The 21,251-nt window shown below is 68.7% G+C and carries 15 protein-coding genes; 10 read left to right on the top strand and 5 right to left on the bottom strand.

The genetic code is table 11. The features are described from left to right. Positions 1-301 precede the first annotated feature (301 nt). The gene (locus HF024_RS13165) at positions 302-1,513 is read right to left on the bottom strand and encodes an MFS transporter (protein WP_085369792.1); all 1,212 of its coding nucleotides are present in this window, start codon (positions 1,511-1,513) and stop codon (positions 302-304) included. A gap of 281 nt (positions 1,514-1,794) precedes the next feature. On the opposite strand from HF024_RS13165, the gene HF024_RS13160 reads away from it, so the two are divergent. Together HF024_RS13160 and HF024_RS13150 are read left to right on the top strand one after the other, a co-directional pair. After that, complete coding sequence (locus HF024_RS13160) at positions 1,795-4,266, top strand: ribonucleoside-diphosphate reductase subunit alpha (protein WP_210723951.1); 2,472 nt, start codon at positions 1,795-1,797, stop codon at positions 4,264-4,266. 106 nt (positions 4,267-4,372) lie between these two features. Continuing rightward, positions 4,373-5,362 carry a ribonucleotide-diphosphate reductase subunit beta gene (locus tag HF024_RS13150; RefSeq protein WP_085369791.1) on the top strand — a complete coding sequence of 330 codons (990 nt, stop codon included), beginning with the start codon at positions 4,373-4,375 and terminating at the stop codon, positions 5,360-5,362. Positions 5,363-5,453: 91 nt separating this feature from the next. Here HF024_RS13150 and HF024_RS13145 read toward each other — a convergent pair whose 3' ends face one another. Beyond that, the gene (locus tag HF024_RS13145; RefSeq protein WP_168689831.1) at positions 5,454-6,440 is read right to left on the bottom strand and encodes an AraC family transcriptional regulator; all 987 of its coding nucleotides are present in this window, start codon (positions 6,438-6,440) and stop codon (positions 5,454-5,456) included. A gap of 64 nt (positions 6,441-6,504) precedes the next feature. Between HF024_RS13145 and HF024_RS13140 the strand changes: the two genes are divergently transcribed. From HF024_RS13140 to HF024_RS13125, 4 genes are all read left to right on the top strand, one after another. Further along, positions 6,505-7,347: a sulfurtransferase gene (locus HF024_RS13140; RefSeq protein ID WP_168689830.1), complete on the top strand. Its 843-nt coding sequence runs from the start codon at positions 6,505-6,507 to the stop codon at positions 7,345-7,347. 91 nt (positions 7,348-7,438) lie between these two features. After that, positions 7,439-8,470 carry a cysteine synthase family protein gene (locus tag HF024_RS13135; protein ID WP_168689829.1) on the top strand — a complete coding sequence of 344 codons (1,032 nt, stop codon included), beginning with the start codon at positions 7,439-7,441 and terminating at the stop codon, positions 8,468-8,470. 18 nt (positions 8,471-8,488) lie between these two features. Continuing rightward, entirely contained in the window at positions 8,489-9,790 is a 1,302-nt protein-coding gene (locus HF024_RS13130) for an NtaA/DmoA family FMN-dependent monooxygenase (protein ID WP_168689828.1), read from the top strand. After that, positions 9,790-11,253 carry an aromatic amino acid ammonia-lyase gene (locus HF024_RS13125; RefSeq protein WP_168689827.1) on the top strand — a complete coding sequence of 488 codons (1,464 nt, stop codon included), beginning with the start codon at positions 9,790-9,792 and terminating at the stop codon, positions 11,251-11,253. Before HF024_RS13130 ends, HF024_RS13125 begins: the two co-directional genes overlap by 1 nt. Here HF024_RS13125 and HF024_RS13120 read toward each other — a convergent pair. Continuing rightward, positions 11,226-11,732 carry a GNAT family N-acetyltransferase gene (locus HF024_RS13120; RefSeq protein ID WP_247597112.1) on the bottom strand — a complete coding sequence of 169 codons (507 nt, stop codon included), beginning with the start codon at positions 11,730-11,732 and terminating at the stop codon, positions 11,226-11,228. The genes HF024_RS13125 and HF024_RS13120 overlap by 28 nt on opposite strands. 231 nt (positions 11,733-11,963) lie before the next feature. On the opposite strand from HF024_RS13120, the gene HF024_RS13115 reads away from it, so the two are divergent. Genes HF024_RS13115 through HF024_RS13105 form a run of 3 tightly spaced genes read left to right on the top strand, consistent with a single transcriptional unit; the run spans position 11,964 to position 14,643 of the window. Further along, on the top strand, positions 11,964-12,863 hold the full coding sequence (locus tag HF024_RS13115; RefSeq protein ID WP_179150797.1) for an ABC transporter substrate-binding protein: 900 nt from the start codon (positions 11,964-11,966) through the stop codon (positions 12,861-12,863). A 5-nt stretch (positions 12,864-12,868) separates the two neighbouring features. Beyond that, positions 12,869-13,855, top strand: coding sequence for an amino acid ABC transporter permease (locus HF024_RS13110; protein WP_168689825.1), 987 nt, complete (start codon positions 12,869-12,871; stop codon positions 13,853-13,855). 35 nt (positions 13,856-13,890) lie between these two features. Beyond that, positions 13,891-14,643: an amino acid ABC transporter ATP-binding protein gene (locus HF024_RS13105; protein ID WP_085369783.1), complete on the top strand. Its 753-nt coding sequence runs from the start codon at positions 13,891-13,893 to the stop codon at positions 14,641-14,643. 585 nt (positions 14,644-15,228) lie between these two features. Here HF024_RS13105 and hrpA read toward each other — a convergent pair. Continuing rightward, the gene (hrpA, locus tag HF024_RS13095) at positions 15,229-19,077 is read right to left on the bottom strand and encodes an ATP-dependent RNA helicase HrpA (RefSeq protein WP_168689823.1); all 3,849 of its coding nucleotides are present in this window, start codon (positions 19,075-19,077) and stop codon (positions 15,229-15,231) included. A gap of 121 nt (positions 19,078-19,198) precedes the next feature. Between hrpA and HF024_RS13090 the strand changes: the two genes are divergently transcribed. Beyond that, positions 19,199-20,761: a long-chain fatty acid--CoA ligase gene (locus tag HF024_RS13090; protein ID WP_168689822.1), complete on the top strand. Its 1,563-nt coding sequence runs from the start codon at positions 19,199-19,201 to the stop codon at positions 20,759-20,761. Here HF024_RS13090 and HF024_RS13085 read toward each other — a convergent pair. After that, on the bottom strand, positions 20,758-21,240 hold the full coding sequence (locus tag HF024_RS13085) for a hypothetical protein (protein ID WP_085369775.1): 483 nt from the start codon (positions 21,238-21,240) through the stop codon (positions 20,758-20,760). The two genes, HF024_RS13090 and HF024_RS13085, sit on opposite strands and share 4 nt — an antisense overlap. Positions 21,241-21,251: the final 11 nt, after the last annotated feature.

Genomic DNA, 21,251 nt, shown 5'->3' with positions numbered 1-21,251 from the left:
CAGCGCGAGCGTACGTTCTCCGTTTGAGCGGACTTCTGCGCGGCGTGGCGCGCGGTTTCTCCGTTCGGGCGGAGACGCTCCCGGAGGGGCTGCTGCGTCGTGCCAGGGTTTCGTAGAACCGGAAGATGTGGCGATTTGGACGCGCGTTCTCCGTCTGAGCGGAGTTGGCAGCGGCGTGGCGCGCGCGTTCTCCGTTGGGACGGAGGACTGCGGGCGCGGCACCCGGTGGCGTGCCGGGGCGTCGTCGCCTGCTGCACGTCGCCTGCAGCGCGCCGCCTTCAAGCACGCCGCACCGCACGGGTCAGGACGGCTGAACCGGCACCGGCTCCGTGTCGGGGATGGGGGAGGCGTCGCGGCCGCGGAGGTCGGGGTGGATGCGGTGCGCGAGTGCCGGCACGATGAAGCCGATGAGGGCGAAGATCCCTGCCACGTAGAAGGCGCCGACCGGGCCGGTGCCGTCGATGAGGAAGCCTGCCAGCGCGGAGCCGAGGGCGGCGCCGATCAGCTGGCCGGTACCCACCCAGCCGTACGCCTCCGCCGTGTCGGAGAATTTGACGCTCGCCGAGACGATCGCGAAGAGGACCGCGAGGGCCGGGGCGATGCCGAGGCCGGCGATGATCAGCGTGAGTGACAGGCCCCACCAGGAGCCGAGCATGAACGTGGAGATGACGACGCCGACGAACACAATCAGCATGCGTCGCGCCGTCGCCCACGGCCCGATCGGCACATGTCCGAACGCGAGGCCGCCGACGAGCGAGCCAAGCGACCAGATCGCCAGCACGATGCCCGCGAACGGCGAGCCCTCGCCGAAGTTGGCGACGACGCCGGCCTCGATCGCCGCGCACGAGCCGATCAGCAGGAAGCCGACCACCGTCGCCAGCAGCACGGGAGGACGCGCGAGCACCACGCCGAACCTCCGCTTGCTGCGCGGGATGCGCACCCGCCCCACCTCGGGAGACGAGATGAACCACAGGCCGCCGAGCAGCATGATCGCCACCGACATCAGGATGCCCTCGACCGTGCCGATCTGGGTGGCCACGAACGTGATCGCCACGGGACCTGCGATCCAGATGATCTCCTGCGCGGAGGCGTCCAGCGAGAACAGGGGAGTGAGCTGGCGCGAGTTGACCATCTTCGGGTAAATGGTGCGCACCGCCGGCTGAATGGGCGGCATGCTGAGGCCGGCGAAGAACGCGATGCCCATCGTCAGCGGGATGGGCATGACGAACAGGCCGATCGCGGCGACGGCGACGGCGCACAGGACGAGCGTCGTCCACAGCACGAGGCGCATCCCGAGGATGCCCATCAGGCGGCTCGTCATCGGACCGGCGATCGCCTGGCCGATGCTCATCGCCCCGAGCACCAGTCCGGCCGCCCCGTAGGAGTGGTGCACGTGCTCGATGTGCAGGAGGAAGGCGAGGGAGAGCATCCCGAACGGGAACCTGGCCAGGAGCTGGGCAGCGATGATCCGCGTGACGCCCGGCGTCTTGAGAAGGCTGGAATACGTGCTCACAAGAGGTCAAGTCTATCGGTGGGATGCGGTTCGCCAAGGGGCGCGGCGGCCTGTGGATAAGTGCATAACTTATGCACATCTGTGGATGACACGCCCACTAGATATGGGGTTCGATAAATGTCGGTACCCCGCTATATAGTGGTCACACGCCGAAACGCACTGCGGTTCTCGCCCAGCGGATTTCGGCCGTGATAAGGGGTTTTGCGGGTGCGTTCTGCGCGCCCGCGGGGATGCACAGACTTCGCCGCTCAGGCAGAGCGGCACATTGAGAGGGAGAGAAAGTGGCAATCACTGTCGTGAAGCGCAACGGCGAACGGGAGCCGTACGACGCGAACAAGATCAACCTGGCCATCGAGACCGCCGCGCAGGGGCTCGACGAGAACATCACCTGGGTCACCCAGATCGCCAGCGAGCTCGAACTGACGCTGTTCGACGGCATCACGACCCAGCAGCTCGACGAGGCCGTGATCCAGGTCGCCCTGCAGAACGTGAAGGACGACCCGGCGTTCGACACGGTGGCCGCCCGCCTCCTGCTCAAGACGATCTACAAGCGCGTCCTCGGCGACTACGAGGGCCACGACGAGCTCGTCGCCCTGCACGCCAGCCACTTCCGCGCATACATCGAGCGCGGCGTCTCCGAGCAGCTGCTCGACCCGCGCTTCACCGACCTCTTCGACCTCGACCGCCTTGCCGGCTACCTCGACCCGTCGCGGGACGGCCTGCTCAAGTACATCGGCGTCGTCACCCTCAACAACCGCTACGGCATCAAGGCCCGCAACGGCGAGACCCTCGAGGTGCCGCAGTACTTCTGGATGCGCATCGCGATGGGCCTGTCCCTCAACGAGGCAGACCCCACCACCCACGCGCTCGAGTTCTACAACAAGATGTCGAAGCTCGAATACCTCGCGGCCGGCTCCACCCTCGTCAACGCGGGCACCGCATACCCGCAGCTCTCCAACTGCTTCGTCATGGAGATGCAGGACGACATCGAGCACATCGCCAAGAGCGTGCGCGACGTGATGTGGCTCACCAAGGGCACGGGCGGCATCGGCCTCTCCGTCACCAAGCTGCGCGCCCAGGGCTCGCCCATCCGCTCCAACAACACCACCTCCACCGGCCCCATCCCGTTCATGCACACGATCGACTCGGTGCTGCGCGCGGTCAGCCGCGGTGGAAAGAAGTTCGGCGCCCTCTGCTTCTACATGGAGAACTGGCACATGGACTTCCCGGAGTTCCTCGACCTCCGCCAGAACTCCGGCGACCCGTACCGCCGCACCCGCACCGCCAACACGGCCGTGTGGATCAGCGACGAGTTCATGAAGCGCGTTCAGAACGACGGTGACTGGTACCTCTTCGACCCGCTGGAGGTCGCCGACCTCAACGAGCTCTACGGCAAGGAGTTCTCGGAGCGCTACGCGTTCTACGTCGGCGAGGCAGAGGCCGGCCGCCTGCACATGTTCAAGAAGATCAGCGCTCGCTCGCAGTTCAAGGACATCCTGATGAGCCTCCAGACCACCAGCCACCCGTGGCTGACCTGGAAGGACACCATCAACAACCGTGCCCTCAACAACAACACCGGCACCATCCACCTGTCCAACCTCTGCACGGAGATCACCCTCCCGCAGGACCGCGACAACGTCTCCGTCTGCAACCTGGCGTCGATCAACCTGTCGCGCCACCTGGTCGACGGCAAGATGGACTGGGCCCGCATCGAGGAGAGCGCACGCAGCGCCGTCCGCCAGCTCGACAACCTGATCGACATCACGATCTCCAGCGTCGACGAGGCCGACTTCTCCAACCAGCAGAACCGTGCCATCGGCCTGGGCGTCATGGGCTTCACCGACATCGTTGAGCGTCTCGGGTTCAGCTACGAGAGCGAAGAGGCGTACGACCTGATCGACGAGATCATGGAGCACGTGTCGTACGCGGCCATCGACGAGAGCGCCGACCTGGCGAAGGAGCGCGGTGCATACCCGAACTTCGACGGCTCGCGCTGGTCGCAGGGCCTCGTCCCGTTCGACTCGATCGCCCTCACGGAGGCCGACCGCGGCGTGCCGATCAAGGTCAACCGCACCACCCGCCTCGACTGGGACCGCCTGCGCGAGAAGGTCAAGGGCGGGATGCGCAACGCGACCCTCATGGCCATCGCACCGACCGCATCCATCGGCCTGGTCGCGGGCACCACGCCCGGCTTCGACCCGCAGTTCTCGCAGATCTTCAGCCGCTCGACCTCGTCCGGCAAGTTCCTCGAGGTCAACCGCAACCTGGTCGAGGCCCTGCAGGCCCGCGGCCTGTGGGAGTCCACCCGTGAGTCGATCCTGCGCTCGCAGGGCGACATCCAGAACGTGGCCGAGATCCCGGACGACCTGAAGGCCGCGTTCAAGACGAGCTTCCAGCTCTCCCCGTACGCGTTCCTCGAGGTCGCGGCCCGCGCCCAGAAGTGGATCGACCAGGCCATCAGCCGCAACATGTACCTGGAGACCAGGGACATCGGCGACATGATGGACATCTACTACGCAGCGTGGGAGCGTGGCGTCAAGACCACGTACTACCTGCACATGAAGCCGCGTCACCAGGCCGAGCAGTCCACGGTCAAGGTCAACAAGGCCGAGGAGATCTCGGGCGGACGCAAGGGCTTCGCGACGGTCGGGGCAGGAGCTCCCGCCGCATCCACCGAGAAGGCGGAAGCGCCGGCGGCACCGGCTCGCCGCGGGTTCGGCTTCGGAGGACTCTCGACGGGTGGTGAGAAGTAATGAACACCAAGATCGAGGAATACTACGTCCCCGTCGACCCGATGGACGACCTGCAGTGCGAATCCTGCCAGTAGCCAGCTGACCCGAAAGAGAGAGAAGAGACACGATGCCGATTCTGGGAACGGGAATCGAAGAGGGCCTGCTGCTCAAGCCGGTGAAGTACAAGTGGGCGATGGACCTGTACGACCAGGCGGTCGCGAACACGTGGTTCCCCAACGAGATCCAGCTCGGTGAGGACATCGCCGACTTCAAGAAGATGACCGACGAGGAACGTCACGCGGTCACCTTCCTGATGAGCTACTTCAACCCGAACGAGCTCCTGGTGAACAAGGCCCTCGCGTTCGGCGTGTACCCGTACATCAATGCGGCGGAGGCGCACCTCTACCTCGCCAAGCAGATGTGGGAGGAAGCGAACCACTGCATGTCGTTCGAGTACGTCCTCGAGACGTTCCCGATCGACCGCGAGCAGGCGTACAACTCCCACGTGGACATCCCGTCGATGGCCCGCAAGGAGGAGTTCGAGGTCAGCTTCATCAAGCGGATGACGGAGCAGACGCTCGACATCACGACGACGGAGGGCAAGCAGGACTTCATCCGCAACCTCGTCGCGTACAACGTGATCCTCGAGGGCATCTGGTTCTACTCCGGCTTCATGGTGGCGCTGTCGTTCCGCCAGAGGAACCTGCTGCGCAACTTCGGTTCGCTGATCGACTGGGTGGTGCGCGACGAGTCGCTGCACCTCAAGTTCGGCATCAACCTCATCCTCACGGTGCTCGAGGAGAACCCCGACCTGCAGACGCCGGAGTTCGCCAACGAGATCCGCCAGATGATCCTGGATGCGGTGGAGATGGAAGAGGAGTACAACCGCGACCTCCTCCCCGGCGGCATCCTGGGCCTGAACGCCAACTACATCAACCAGTACGTCAAGTACCTGGCCGACCGCCGGCTCGAAGAGCTCGGCTTCGAGGCGGAGTACAAGGTCGCCAACCCGGCCAAGTGGATGGCGACGGCGAACGACACGCTCGAGCTGGTGAACTTCTTCGAGTCCACCAACACGTCGTACGAGTCGAACGCGAAGGCGTCGACCGGCCACTGAGTCCGGCAGGACAGCGCGAACAGCGCGACAGCGCGAACGGCGCCGGGGAGTGATCCCCGGCGCCGTTCCGCGTTTCTGCGCGCGTCCCGTCTCAGCGAGTGATGCCGGTGCTGCGGAGCGTCTCCGACGGGCTCATCCCGTGCTGCTCCCGGTAGCGCGCCGCGAACCGGCCGAAGTGGTAGAAGCCCCACGCCGCCGCGATTTGCGACACCGACGTGTCCTCCGGGGCGCCGCTGAGGAGTTCGCGGTGCGCGCCCTCCATCCTGACCCGGGTGAGATAGGCGAGCGGGCTGGTGCCGAGGTGCTCCTTGAAGCCGCGGTTGAGGGCGCGGACGCTCGACCCGACGGACGCGGCGATGTCCGGCACGGTGATCGGCTCCCGCACGTTGTCCTCGATGAAGTGCATGGCGCGGCGGACGGTGGCGGGCGTCTGTGGGGCGGGAGGCGCATCCAGTGCTGTGCGGTACTGGTGGTCGGCGGCCAGGAGCAGCCCGGTCGACAGGATGCTGGAGACCTGGGCGGCGACCAGCGGATTGAGGGCGAGCGCGCCGGGACGCCCGACGGCATCGAAGATGGTCTTGGCGTACGCGTACCACTCCGCCCCTCTGCCGTCGCGGAGGTCGAGGAGACGTGGGAAGGCGATGATGGCGGGCGCGTCGATGCCGAGGAGGCGGCCCAGGTCGGCTTCGAGGGCGCGCCGGTTGAACCAGACCATCGCCAGGGAGTCCTCCTCGGCCGCCCAGCCGCTCACGGTCACCCTGTCGACCGGACTGCCGACCATGGCGAGCTCCGGGGTGGACTCGGCGTCCACGCCTCCGCCGCGGAAGCGGATCGTCCCGGTGCTCGGGATGCTCACGGCGTAGGAATCCTCGGCGCCGGTGACGTCCACGGACACTTCGCAGCCGTAGCGCAGCCGCCCGAACGCGACGGTGCCGACGCGGGCGGCGGTGAGGCTGTACGAGAAGGCTGCGCGCGCGTGGAGCGGCCGGACATGGTGATCGTTGAAGAGACGCGAGCCGATCTCGATCGACTCGTCCACATCGTTCGTGACGAATGAGTGGATACGTGTTTCCGTCACTGCTGGTACCTCCGCCTTGCTGCGAGAACTATACTCCGAAGGACGATGCGCCAGGATGGGAGATATGACGCAGCTCATCGACGCCCCCTCGCTCGCCGCCGCACTCGCCGAACAGCCGACCGCCCGCATCCCGCTCCGCGTTCTCGACGTGCGGTGGAAGCTGGGCGGCCCTCCCGGCCGCGACGAGTACGCCGCCGGCCACATTCCCGGAGCGGTATACGTCGACCTCGACACGGAGCTGGCCGGGCACGGTCTGCCGACGGACGGCCGGCATCCACTGCCTGCGGTCGACGATTTCCGGGACGCGGTGCGCCGCTGGGGACTCGACGACGGCGACGACGTCGTGGTCTACGACGACGCCTCCGGCACGTCGGCCGCGCGCGCGTGGTGGCTGCTCCGCCACGCGGGATTCGAGAGCGTGCGGCTGCTCGACGGCGGCCTGGCCGCGTGGCGCGCAGCCGGGGGCGCCATCGAGACGGAGCCGACCATCCCCGAGCCGGGAACGGCGGCCGTCGCGTGGGGAGCAATGCCCACGATCGACGCGGATGCGGCAGCGGCCTTCCCGGAGAGTGGCGTGCTGCTCGACGCCAGGGCCGGCGAGCGGTTCCGCGGCGAGGTCGAGCCCGTCGACCCGCGCGCCGGGCACATCCCCGGAGCGGTGAGCGCGCCCACCACCGGCAACCTCGCGGACGACGGCACCCTGCTGCCCGCCGACGCGCTCGCCGACCGGTTCGCGGCGCTCGGCGTCACTCCGGATGCGCCGGTCGCGGTGTACTGCGGCTCCGGCGTGACGGCCGCGCACGAGATCCTCGCTCTGGAGGAGGCGGGCTTCGCCGCCGCGCTCTACCCCGGATCGTTCTCCGCGTGGTCGAACGACGACGACCGGCCGGTCGCGACGGGCGCCTGATCGCAGCAGCCGGGCCGCGATGCTACGGCCTGTGACGTAACAGTCGGCAACAGCCGCACGCCGGTCGGGGATGCGCGCCTACTGTCTCTTCATGACCACCGTCGATGTCCGCCCCGCAGAGGCAGCAGGCGCCGTCGCCGCGCCCGGCGAGGTGCTCGACTCCGTTGCCGCACTGATCGGCAACACCCCCGTCGTGGAGCTGCGTTCGCTGACGCGCGGCCTCTCCTCTCGCGTGCTCGTCAAGCTGGAAGGGCGCAACCCGGGAGGGTCGTCGAAAGACCGCATCGCCCTGAACATGATCCGCACGGCCGAGGCGGACGGGTCGCTCGCCCCCGGCGGGACGATCATCGAGGCGACGAGCGGCAACACCGGCATCGGCCTGGCCCTGATCGGCCGGCTGACCGGGCATCCGGTCGTCATCGTGCACGCGGGCGACATCTCGGACGAGAAGCGCAAGGTGCTCGCCGCATACGGCGCCCGCCTGGTGGTCGCCGACTGGGAGGCCGGACCGGACGATCCCGCCAACCCGCGCGCCGTCGCCGACCGGATCGCGGCGGAGACCCCTGGCTCGTGGCGCCCGGCGCAGTTCGCGAACGCCGCCAACCCGGCCGCCCACTACCGGGGCACGGGCCCGGAGGTCTGGCGTCAGACGGCGGGGGCCGTGACGCACTTCGTCGCGGCCATCGGCACCGGCGGCACGGTCAGCGGCACGGGCCGCTACCTCAAAGACGTGAGCGACGGAGCGGTGCGCGTGATCGGCGCCAACCCCGTCGGCTCGACATACGCGGGCGGAGCTCCCGGCCGCATCCTGGTCGACGGCGTCGGCTCGGCGTGGCCGCGCGAGTGGTGGCCGCACACCTTCGACTCCGACGTGCTCGACGAGGTGCACACCGTCGACGACCGCGAGGTCTACGCGACCGTACGCAGGCTCGCCGCCGAGGAGGCGCTGCTGCTGGGGCCGTCGTCCGGTCTCGCCGTCGCGGTGGCGTTGCGCACGGCACGGGATGCGCGACCGGGCTCGACCGTCGTGGCCATCGCGCCGGACGGCGGCATCAACTACCTGACCAAGGCGTTCGACCCGGACTGGCTCTCCGCCTCCGGACTCGACGGCGACGGATCGTAGACGGATAGAAACGGACTCATGACTCTTCTCCACTTCGGTTGGTTCCTCGGCGCCGGGTTCGGGGTGCAGGGCTGGGGTGACCCCAGCTACGGCATCGGCTACGACTGGAAGCAGCCGCAGGTCTACCAGGACGCCGCACGCGTCTTCGAGGCGAGCGGGTTCGACCTGTTCATCATCGAAGACGGCGTCGCCGTCCCGGACACCTACGGGGGCACCGCGGAGGTCAACCTGTCCGCCGCACGGTTCGTGCCCAAGCACGACCCGCTGCCGCTCGTTCCCTACCTGCTGGGCGCCACACGCGACCTCGGCATCGTGCCGACCCTCAGCGCCAGCTTCTACGAGCCGTTCACCGCCGCGCGCCTGCTGTCCACGCTGCAGCACTTCGCCGGCGGACGGCTGGGGTTCAACGTGGTCACGAGCGGCTCTGACCTGGCCGCGCAGAACTACGGCCTCGACAAGCAGGTCGACCACGACCTCCGCTACGACAGGGCGGACGAGTGGGTGGATGTGGTCCGCAAGCTCTGGCGCAGCTGGGAGCCGGACGCCATCGTCGAGGACACCGAGCGCGGTGTCTTCGCCGACTTCCGCAAGGTGCACACCATCGACCACGACGGCCGGTTCTTCCGGGTGCGCGGGCCGCTGAACACCGCGCCGGCCGCCGACGAGCCGGTGATGGTGCAGGCAGGCGCCTCGGGGCGTGGCCGCGACTTCGCGGGCAAGAACTCGGACGTGGTGCTCGCGCTCGCCTCGACCCCGGAGAGGATGCGCGAGTACCGGGACAGCATCCGGGAGGTCGCAGCATCCACCGGCCGCGACCCGGACAGCATCAAGGTGCTGTTCGTGGTCAACCCGGTCGTCACCGCCAACGCGGAGGAGACGGCGAGCGTGAGGGCCGCCAGGGCCGAGCTGACGCAGGCAGCGATCGACGAGGCGTTGCAGTCCATCTCCTACCTGAGCGGCGTCGATTTCAAAGCGTTCGACCTCGACGCACCGCTGCCGGAGCTGAGCACGAACAGCAACCAGGGCACCCTCGACAACTTCGTGAAGTCCGCCCCGGCGGGGTCGACGCTGCGGGAGATCCTGCAGGTGCGGGCCAGGAAGGACGGCCTCGCCATCGTCGGGACCGCCGACGAGATCGCCGACCACCTCGGCGAGCTCGGGGCGGCGGTCGGCGGCGACGGGTTCCTCTTCACCGGGCAGGTGCATCCGGCGAACGTTCACCGCACGCTCGACGCCCTCGTGCCCGCCCTGCGCCGCCGCGGGCTGATCCGCACGGAGTTCAGCGGGAGCGGCCTGCGGCAGAACCTGCTCGACTTCTGATGGTCACGCTCACGACGGGAGCGCCGACGACCGGCGACATCGTCGCCATCGCCGACGGAGCCCCGGTGCACCTGTCGGCGGAGACGCGGGATGCGCTGGCGGCGTCCAGAGCGGTCGTCGAGCGGGCGATCCAGGCGGGGGAGCCCGTCTACGGCCTGAACCGCAGGCTCGGCGCCGGCCGGGATGCGGTGGTCGACCCTGCGGAGTTCACCGCGTTCCAGCGCCGCACCATCGCCAACCACCGCGGCGGCACGGGCGAACCGCTGGACGCGCGGGAGGTGCGCGCGGTGATCGCGGCGCGGCTCGCCGGGTTCAGCCGCGGAGGCGCCGGGGTGCGGCCGGAGCTGGCGGAGGCGTACGCCGCCCTGCTCAACGCCGGCGTGCATCCGGTCGTCCCGCGGCGCGGGTCGGTGGGGGCGGCAGACCTCACGGTGCTCGCCGAGGTGGCCGCCGTCGTCACGGGCGACGGGCTCGTGCTGGAGGAGGACGGCGCGCTGCTTCCCGCCGCGGACGCACTCGCCGCCGCCGGCCTGGCGCCGCTCGCCCTCGCGCCCCACGAGGGGCTCGCCGTGCTGAGTGCGAACGCGTACAGCATCGGCGTCGGCTCGCTCGCCGCCGCGGACGCCGCCACGCTGGCGGAGACCGCAGACCTCGCCGTCGCCCTCTCGCTCGAAGCGGTGGGAGCATCGTCGGCGGCCGGCAACCTCAGCCCGTACACCGCGACCATCGCGGATGCCCGCGGCGGAGACGGGCAACGGGCGTCCGCAGCGCGCATCCGGGAAGCGGTGGCCGGGGGAGACCTCGAACGGCCGGATCGTGCGCTGAGCGTGCAGGACCCGCTCGCGTTCCGCACGGCGCCGCAGCTGCACGGAGCGCTGCGCGAGGCCGTCGACCGGCTGCGCACGGAACTGGACATCGAACTCGCGGCCCGCAGCGAGAACCCGCTGGTGGATGTGGAGAGCGGCCGGATGGTGTCCGGCGGCAACTTCCAGGCGCTCCCGCTCGCGCTCGCATTCGAGAACCTGCGGCTGGTGCTCGCGCACGTCGCCAGCGCGTCGGAGCGGCGCACCGCTGCGCACTCGGTGGCGCTCGCCGCCGCGCGCACGGCGGGGGAGACGCGCATCCCGGGCCTGCTGCTCTACTCGGCGGCAGCAGCAGTGGCCGAACTGCGCCAGCTCGCCGCGCCGGTGACGCTCGGCATCACGACACTCTCCGGCGTGGAGGATCACGCGACGCTCGCGCCCGTGGCACTGCAACTGGCGCAGCGGTCGCTGGCGCTCACCGCCGAAGTGCTCGCGGTCGAGGCCCTGCACGCCACGGACCTGCTCGGCGTCAGCCGGGCGACGGCGCGCGGAGCGGGCACGGGGCCGCTGCACGCGCGGCTATCGTCCCTGGTGGCCGAGGAGCTGACGGCCGCAGAGCTCGCCGAGCGGGCTCAGAGCGTCTTGCGGAACCCCAGGTAGGAGACGCGCTCCCAGTCGTCGTCGAGGTCGAACAGCGGCTGGTAGCCGAGAGAGAGGTACAGCCCGACGGCCTCCGGCTGCCTGGCCCCGGTGGTGAGCACGATGTTCGCGATCCCGCGACGGGCCGCCTCGGCCTCGAGCTCTGCCATCACGCGGCGCGCGAGGCCCCTGCGGCGGTACGAGGAGTGCGTCCACACGCGCTTCACCTCGACCGTGTCGTCGTCCTCGCGCATGAACGCGCCGCCCGCGACGGGCTCGCCGTCCACCAGCAGCAGCAGGAACGTGCCGCCATGCGCGGCGCTGAACCGTTCGGCCGGATAGCGGGACAGCTCCACCGACGACGGGATGCCGTCGTTCAGCCCGTAGCGCTCGTCGTACTCGCGCGACAGCTCGGCGACGAGCGGCGCGGCGATGGCGTCGTCGGGGGAGGTCACCAGCACGACGGCTGATGCGGCGAAGTCGGCAGTCTGTTCGGTCACTGATCGACGATAACCCGCGCCGCGCATCCCATCCACCGCGTCGTCACAGTTCGTCGTGTTTAAGTGCGCGTGACTGCGGAATCAGTGCAATAAATCCGGAAACCTGTACGAAATCTCCGCGAAAAACTGCGTTGCACGCGTGAATTAGTGTGAATGAACCGCCCCGCGGCTGAGGTATGCTCCCATCACCCGCACCTGCATCCCTGCACAGGAAGAAGGACGAACAACATCATGCGCATCCGATCCGTGGCCACCGTGGCCGCCATCGCCGCCGTTGGAGCGCTCGCGCTCAGCGGCTGTGTCGACAACTCCACGCCCGCCGACAGCAGCTCACCGTCGAGCGCGTCGGGCGTGAAGAAGGACGACACCCTCGCCGGACAGCTGCCGGCCGACATCAAGAAGGCTGGAAAGCTCACCGTCGGCATGGACAACACCTACCCGCCGAACGAGTACAAGGACGACAGCGGCCAGCCCGCCGGCTGGGAGGTGGAGCTGACCAACGCCATCGCGGCCAAGCTCGGCCTGAAGGTCGACTTCGCCATCGCGAAGTTCGACAACATCATCCCGAGCATCACCGGTGGCAAGGACGACTTCGGCATGTCCTCGTTCACCGACACGACCGAGCGCGAGAAGCAGGTCGACTTCGTCAACTACTACACCGCCGGCATCATGTGGGCATCGGCCAAGGGCAAGACGGTCGACCCCGACAACGCCTGCGGCCTCAAGGTCGCCGTCCAGGCCACCACCTACGAGGACACCGACGAGGTCCCCGCCAAGTCCAAGGCGTGCACCGACGCCGGCAAGCCCGCCATCCAGGGCCTCCGGTTCGACACCCAGGATGCGGCCACCAACGCCGTCGTCCTCGGCCAGGCCGACGCGCTCAGCGCGGACTCGCCGGTGACCCTGTACGCCATCTCCAAGTCGAGCGGCAAGCTGCAGGCAGCAGGCAAGGCGTTCGAGGTCGCACCGTACGGTCTGCCGGTCAAGAAGGACTCCAAGCTGACGCCGGTGCTGCAGAAGACGGTCCAGGCCCTGATCGACGACGGTACGTACGGCAAGATCCTCGACAAGTGGGGCGTCGCCGACGGCGCCGTCACCACCGCCGAGATCAACGCCGCCTCGAAGGGCTGAGTGAGATGACCCTGGGCAACCAGGACCGGCCGGCGACGGGGGCAACCCCGTCGCCGGCTGGCGCACCGCCCTCCGAACCGATCAAGGCGATCAAGCTCAAGCACCCGTGGCGGATCGTCTTCGCCGTCGTGCTGATCCTGCTGGTCGTCTGGTTCGTGATCGACGCCTCCCAGCGCGACGCGTACGGCTGGCAGTACGTCGGCAAGTACATCTTCGACAAGCGCATCAGTGCTGCCGCGCTCGTCACCCTGCAGCTGACGATCTACTCGATGATCATCGGCGTGGTGCTCGGCCTCATCCTCGCGGTGATGCGCCTCTCGCCGAACCCGGTGGTGAAGTCCATCGCGTGGCTGTATCTCTGGATCTTCCGCGGCACCCCTGTGTACGTGCAGCTGGTGTTCTGGGGCCTGTTCTCGCTGATCTACCCGAAGCTGTTCCTCGGCGTGCCCTGGACGGACTGGGGCGTGACGTTCGACCTCGGCTTCATGCAGAACGCGTTCATCATCGCTGTCATCGGACTCGCCCTCAACGAGGCCGCGTACATGGCCGAGATCGTGCGCGCGGGACTCCTGTCGGTCGACTCCGGTCAGGAGGAGGCCGCGACGGCGCTCGGGATGGGCTGGGGCCGCACGATGACCCGCATCGTCATCCCGCAGGCCATGCGCGTGATCATCCCGCCGACCGGCAACGAAGTGATCTCGATGCTGAAGACCACATCGCTGGTGGCGGCGATCCCGCTGACCACCGACCTGTACGGTGTCGCCCGCGACATCTCGGCCGTCACGTACACACCGGTCCCGCTGCTGATCGTCGCGTCCTGCTGGTACCTGCTCTTCACCTCCATCCTGATGGTCGGGCAGTACTTCCTGGAGCGACGCTTCTCGCGCGGGGTGAACGCCCGCAGGCCGGACAGAGGAGACGGAGCAGCGCTGACCGGCGCCGTGCCCGTCGCCGGTGTTCCCGACGGCAATGACCTGGGAGGTAAAGGATGAGCGACCAGGCTGTGACATCGAAGCCGGGGACCCCGATGGTCCTCGCCGACGGCGTCTCGAAGAGCTTCGGCTCCAACGAGGTGCTGAAGAGCATCTCGCTCTCGGTGAACCCGGGAGAGGTGCTCTGTATCGTCGGGCCGAGCGGCTCGGGCAAGTCGACCTTCCTGCGCTGCATCAACCACCTCGAACGCGTGGATGCGGGCCGCCTGTCTGTCGACGGCCAGCTGGTCGGCTACCGCCAGCATGGCGACAAACTCTACGAGCTGAAGCCGAAGGAGGCCGCCAGGCAGCGTCGCGAGATCGGGATGGTGTTCCAGCGGTTCAACCTGTTCCCGCACATGACGGCGCTCGAGAACGTGATCGAGGCGCCGATCCGGGTGAAGGGCGTGCCGAAGGCGCAGGCCGTCGCCCGGGCGCAGGAACTGCTGACCAGGGTGGGTCTCGGCTCGAAGGGCGACCACTATCCGGCGCACCTGTCCGGCGGTCAGCAGCAGCGCGTCGCCATCGCGCGGGCGCTGGCGATGGACCCGAAGCTGATGCTGTTCGACGAGCCCACCTCGGCGCTCGACCCCGAGCTGGTCGGCGAGGTCCTCGACGTGATGAAGGGGCTCGCCGCCTCCGGTATGACCATGATCGTGGTCACCCACGAGATGGGCTTCGCCCGCGAGGTGGCCGACGAGCTGGTCTTCATGGACGGCGGCGTGGTCGTCGAGTCCGGCGACCCGCGCGAGGTGCTCGCCAACCCGCAGCACCAGCGCACCCAGGCGTTCCTCTCCAAGGTGCTCTAGCGCGCGCTCTCACGAGATCGAGCCCAGGCCCACCCTTCGTTCCGACCGGAGCGTCGGGGTAAAAGGGCCTGGGCTCGTTCGCGTCCAACCACGGCACGCGCCGGTGCGGCCGGCCATTGGGATCAACTCGCCGGAGGAAGATCGTCGAAGACTGGTGGCATCACGGACTTCGCTGTCTGAGAGGCAACGACACCTCCTACGATCACACCGACGAGAAGGATGGCTGTGCTCGTCGTTTCCGCGATGCTGCGTGCCCCTTCGCTCAGAGCGAGGCTGACGAGCGCTCCCACCGTTGCCCCGCTCGCGCCGATCCAGACCGGGATTCGTGCGGCGGCGTGACCCCGTCGCCAAGCTTCATCGGAGGACATGACCGATGGAACTCGGAGCCCCACCAGGCTATTGATACCGAGTCGTCCACGAGCTGCGGCTTCGATCGAGACAACAACCACCACTGAGCCAAGGATGATGATAACGGCGACAAATATCATTTTGTGAAAATAGCAAATTTAAATTCGTTACGTAAAATATGATCTAGTCGACAACGTCGGCGATCGGCAAACGTCGCAAGCGAGGCAACGACGAACGTCAGCCGCCGAGGACCTTGCGGATGCGCTGGAGGGAGACGGACTCGGCGGTGCCGAGCGACTGGGCGAAGAGGGAGACGCGGAACTCTTCGAGCATCCAGCGGGCGTGGACGACGTTGGCGGGGGCGTCCGGCGCCGGCGGGATGCGGCCGCCCGCCTCGGTGTAGAGGGCGACGGCGGTTTCCACCTGCGTCTGCCAGGCGCGGTCGCGGCCTGGGTTCACCGGCAGGGCGGCGATGCGCTGGCTGATGCCGTTCAGGTAGCGGGGCAGGTGCTGCAGCTGGTCGAGGCCGGTCGCGGAGACGAACCCCGGGTAGACGAGTCCGGCGAGCTGTGCCTTCGCGTCGTTGAGGGCGGACAGGAACACCAGGCTGGTGGCACCCCCGATCGCCTTCTCCGCTGCACGGGCGGCGGTCAGGATGCGGGTGACCAGCGCCACCGTCGTGAACATCGAGTCCATGACGATGGCGGAGACGCGGTCGCGGACCGCCTCGAACTCGGCGCGCATGAACACCTGGCCGTCCGGCTTCATCCGGTACAGCACGCTGTCGATCACGGCCAGCAGGCAGTCGTCGAACAGCGCCTTCGTGTTCGGGTACGGGCTCGCCGCCAGCGTCAGCTTCTCGTTCGAGGTGAGGTGCTGCTGCACGTACGCCACCGGCGACGGGATGCTCGCCAGCAGCAGGCGACGCACGCCGCCGGGCATCGCCTTCGCCTGGTCGGCCGGGGTGCCCATCAGCCGGATGCTCACGCTGTCGCCGTCGTCGACGAGCGCCGGGTACGCCCTGATCACGTTCTTCGAGCCGCCTGGACCCTCCTGGGTGCTGTCGAGGAAGCGGGGGAGCTCGTCGATGTCCCAGGTGGTGAGGCCGGAGCGCTCGATCGCGTTCGGGGTGCGCGCCTCGGCGACGCGGGCCACCGAGTCCCTGGCGCGGGACCTCAGCCTGTCCTGCAGCACCGCGAGGTCTTTGCCGGAGGCGATCGGGCGGCCGCGTTCGCCGACCACCTGGAACGTGGGAGACAGGTGGGCCGGGATGCGCTCCCGCTCGAAGTCGGAGCCGCTCACCCGGGACCCGGTCATCCTGCTGATCGTGGCCGCGAGGGTGTCGGCGAGGGAGGCGGCGGGCTTCTCGCCGTCGTGGGCGTGCATTCCTGCTGTGCCGCTCAGCTCGCCGAGCAGCCGGGTCGCCCAGTCGGCGGCGGGGACCACCTGTCGGCGGATCGCCTTCGGCAGCGCCTTGATCATGGCCGTGACCAGGTCGTGGCGGAGGCCGGGCACCTGCCAGTCGAAGCCGTCCGCCAGGAGGCCGGCGAGCAGCGGGAGCGGCACCTGCACGGTCACGCCGTCGTCCTCCGCTCCCGGTTCGAAGCGGTAGCGGAGGGTCAGCTGCTGGTCGCCCTGGCGCCACACCGGAGGGAACGCGTCGTCGTCGACCGGGGCGGAGTCCGCATCCAGCAGCGCATCCTGCGTCATCGTCAGCAGGTCGGGGGTGTCGTTCCTGGCCTTCCTCCACCAGCCTTCGAACGAGCGGGTCGAGACGACATCGGCCGGGATGCGCGCGTCGTAGAACTCGAACACGGCCTCGTCGTCGTTGAGGATGTCGCGGCGCCGGGTGCGCTCCTCCAGCTCGCGCAGCTCGGCCCGCAGCTTGGTGTTGGCACGGTCGAACGCCTGCTTCGAGTCCCACTCGCCCTCCACCAGGGCGTGCCGGATGAACAGCTCGCGGGACAGCTCCTGGTCGATGCGCGCATACTGCACCCGGCGGCGCGGGATGATCGGCACGCCGTACAGGGTGACCCGCTCGTAGGCGACGACGGCGCCCTGGTTCTTCTCCCAGTGCGGCTCGCTGTAGCTGCGCTTGCAGAGGTCTCCGGCGATCGGCTCGGCCCAGGCGGGGTCGATGGCCGCGTTCATCCTGGCGAACAGGCGGCTCGTCTCCACGAGCTCAGCGCTCATCAGGGCGTTCGGCTGCTTCTTGGCGAGCGTCGAGCCGGGGAAGATCACGAACCGGGTCTGGCGGGCGCCGAGATACTCGGCCGATCGGGCGCCGCGCGCGCCGCCCTTGTTGCCTGACGCCGTGAGGTCTTTGAGCCCGATGTGCGAGAGCAGACCGGCGAGCAGCGACTTGTGGATGCCATCCGGGTTGACGGACGGCTGACCCATCGTGAGACCGAGCGGTTTGGCCAGCTGACGCAGCTGCCGGTACACGTCCTGCCACTCGCGCACCCGCAGGAAGTTGAGGAACTCGGCCTTGCACATCCGGCGGAACGCGCTCGACGACAGTTCCTTCTGCTTCTCCTCCAGGTAGTTCCAGAGGTTGAGCAGGGTGAGGAAGTCGCTGGTCGGGTCGGCGAAGCGGGCATGCTGCTCGTCGGCGGTGCCCCGGCGCTCCACCGGGCGTTCGCGCGGGTCCTGGATGGTGAGCCCTGCGACGATGGCCATCACCTCGCGGGAGGTGTTGTGCCGCTTGGACTCCACGACCATCCGGGCGAAGCGGGGGTCGATGGGCAGCTGCGCGAGGTTGCGGCCGACCTTCGTCAGCGCGTTCTCGCCGTCCTTGGTCTTCACCACGGCGCCCAGCTCCGCCAGCAGGTCGAGACCGTCCTTGATCCCGCGCGAGTCCGGCGGGGTGAGGAACGGGAAAGCGGCGATGTCACCGAGGCCCAGCGAGATCATCTGCAGGATGACGGCGGCCAGGTTGGTGCGCAGCACCTCCGGCTCGGTGAACTCGGGGCGCTTCTCGAAGTCCTCCTGCGAGTACAGCCGGATGGCGATGCCGTCGCTGGTGCGGCCGGAACGCCCGGAGCGCTGGTTGGCGCTCGCCTGCGAGATGGCCTCGATCGGGAGGCGCTGCACCTTGGCGCGGACGCTGTACCGGCTGATGCGGGCCGTTCCGGCGTCCACCACGTACTTGATGCCCGGCACGGTGAGGCTGGTCTCCGCGACGTTGGTGGCGAGCACGACCCTGCGCCGGATGCCCGGCATGCTGGACGGCTGGAACACGCGGTGCTGCTCGGCGGACGACAGGCGGCCGTAGAGCGGGAGGACCTCGGTGCCCGGCAGGTTGCGTCCGCGCACGGCGTCCGCCGCATCCCGGATCTCGTTCTCGCCGGAGAGGAATACCAGCACGTCGCCCGGGGCCTCGCGGGCGAGCTCGTCGAGGGCGTCGTTGATGCCCTGCAGGTAGTCGCGGTCGGCGGAGGGGACGGGGTCGACGTCCTCGTCGTCGTCGTCGCTGAGCGCGTCGGCGACGAGCGGCCGGTAGCGGACCTCCACCGGATAGGTGCGTCCGGAGACCTCGACGATCGGGGCCGGGGTGCCGTCCGCCGAGGCGAAGTGCGCGGCGAAGCTCTCCGGATCGATGGTCGCCGACGTGATGATGACCTTGAGGTCGGGACGCTTCGGAAGCAGCTGCTTCAGATAGCCGAGCAGGAAGTCGATGTTGAGGCTGCGCTCGTGCGCCTCGTCGATGATGATCGTGTCGTACTTGCGGATCATCCTGTCGCGGTGGATCTCGTTGAGCAGGATGCCGTCCGTCATCAGCTTGATGCGGGTGTCGGAGGAGACGCGGTCGGTGAACCGCACTTGGTATCCGACGGTCGCGCCGACGTCCTCGCCGAGCTCCTCGGCGATGCGCTCCGCGATGGTGCGGGCGGCGAGGCGGCGCGGCTGCGTATGGCCGATGTTCGTGCGCCCGAGCTCCAGGCAGATCTTCGGCAGCTGCGTGGTCTTGCCCGACCCGGTCTCACCGGCCACGATGATGACCTGGTTGTCGCGGATGGCGCGGGCGATCTCATCCCGTTTCTGACTGACCGGCAGCTCGGGAGGGAAGGTGATCGTGGGAGACATGAGCCTTCCATCCTCCCATGTCGCGGGCGGAATGTTGCAATATCCATTCCGGCAGCCGCGGGAGTAGGTTTCGTAACAACCCGAACGGGTTCTTTTGTCGCTGGAGACAGGGAGCACACGCATGAGCCACGGTTTCGCCACGATGTCGGTCGCGAGCATCCTCGCAGAGACGGCCCACCGGATGCCCGACAACGTCGCGCTGATCTTCGGAGATCAGCAGATCGCGTACGGGGACCTCTGGGAGCAGACCCGCCGGTACGCGGGAGCCCTGCGCGCCCGCGGCGTCGGGGAGGGGGACGCGGTCGCCCTGCTGCTTCCCAACGTCCCGGACTTCCCTCGCTCGTACTACGCGGTGCTCGCGCTCGGCGCGATCGTCGTGCCCGTCCACGCGCTGCTCAAGGCGGAGGAGATCGCGTACGTGCTGCGCGACAGCGGGGCGAAGCTGCTGATCTGCGCCGCACCGCTGCTCGGCGAGGGCGCGAAGGGTGCAGCGCTCGCCGGAGTCGAGACGCTGTCCGTGCTCGTGCCGGACGAGTCCGTCGGGGCTCTGCCGTTCGCCAGGCTCGAAGACGAGGCGCGGGATGCGCAGCCCATCGACACGTACGTGCCCCGCGACCCGCTCGACACGGCCACCATCCTGTACACGAGCGGCACCACCGGCAAGCCGAAGGGCGCGGAGGGCTGTCACTTCTCGCTGGTCGAGCAGGTGAACGTGCTGCTGGCCGGGACGCTCGACATCGGGCAGGACGACCGCATCCTGGGCTGCCTGCCGTTGTTCCACACGTTCGGGCAGACCTGCGTGATGAACATCGGCTTCCGGGCGGGCGCGGCGATCGTGCTCGTGCCGAAGTTCGACGGCGCGACGGCCCTCTCCCTGCTGAACGCCAACGCCTGCACGATCATGACCGGCGTGCCGACCATGTACATCGCGCTGCTCGAAGCGGCCAAGACCAACGACGGGCGGCCGCCGCTGCGCTACGGGATGAGCGGGGGCGCCGCCATCCCGGTCGCCGTGATCGAGCGCATGAAAGAGGTGTACGGGATCGACGTGCACGAGGGGTACGGGCTCACGGAGACTTCGCCGGTCGCGTCGTTCAACCATCGAGGGAAGCCCACCAGGGTGGGCACCGTCGGCACGCCGATCTGGGGCGTGGATGTGGAGATCGCCGACGCGGAGGTCGACGGCAGGATCGAGCTGCTGCCGCGCGGAGAGCTCGGCGAGATCGTGGTGCGCGGGCACAACCTGATGAAGGGCTACCTCAACCTCCCGGAGGCGAACGCGGAGGCGGTCGTCGACGGCTGGTTCCGCACGGGCGATCTCGGCACGAAGAGCGACGACGACTACATCACCATCGTCGACCGCAAGAAGGACATGATCGTGCGCAACGGCTACAACGTGTACCCGCGCGAGGTCGAGGAGGTGCTGTCGACCCATCCGGCCGTTGCGATGGCCGCCGTGTTCGGCGTCAGCCATGAGACGCACGGCCAGGAGGTGATGGCGGTGGTCACGGTGATGCCGGGGATGAGCGCGGACGGCGACGACCTGGTGGCGTTCGCGCAGGAGCACATCGCCGCGTACAAGTTCCCGCGGAGGGTGGTGATCCTGGATGCGCTGCCGCTCGGCCCGAGCGGGAAGGTGCTGAAGCGGGAGCTGGTGGCTCGGTTCGAGGAGGAGGGCGCCTAGCCGAGGGTCGACACCGTCGGCACGACGGAGTCGCTGAACACCTCGGGCACGCCGGGCTGGAAGTCGCCGGAGAGGTAGAGCCGGACGCCCTTCGTCGGGCGGTCGGCGTCCGCCACCTCCGCCGCATCCCGCAGGGACTGGGAGAACCAGGCGTCGCCGAGGAGCGCCAGGGAGAACGCGAGCGCCTCCGCGTCGGTCGGCGCCGTGCTCTCGTCGTCGCGTGCGACGGCGCTGAGCTTGGTGGCGATGAGGGTGATCGGCTGCCCTTCGCTCGCGCCGATGCAGGTGCAGGCGAACACGCACAGCACGTCGTCGCGCTCGGGGGAGGCGATGGCGATGGGCTCGGTGGACTGGGGATGCCCGTCGGCGGTCGCGGCGTCGATCAGGGTGAACATCCGGTCGCGCATCGTGGCGAACCGCTCGGCGTTGCCGGCCAGGAGTGCCTCGGCCAGGTGGTCGACCTGTTCGCGCGTCGTCATGCTGACGACGC

The sequence above is a fragment of the Leifsonia sp. PS1209 genome, from assembly GCF_012317045.1.
GTDB lineage: Bacteria > Actinomycetota > Actinomycetes > Actinomycetales > Microbacteriaceae > Leifsonia.
This window is presented reverse-complemented; position numbering and strand designations above follow the sequence as displayed.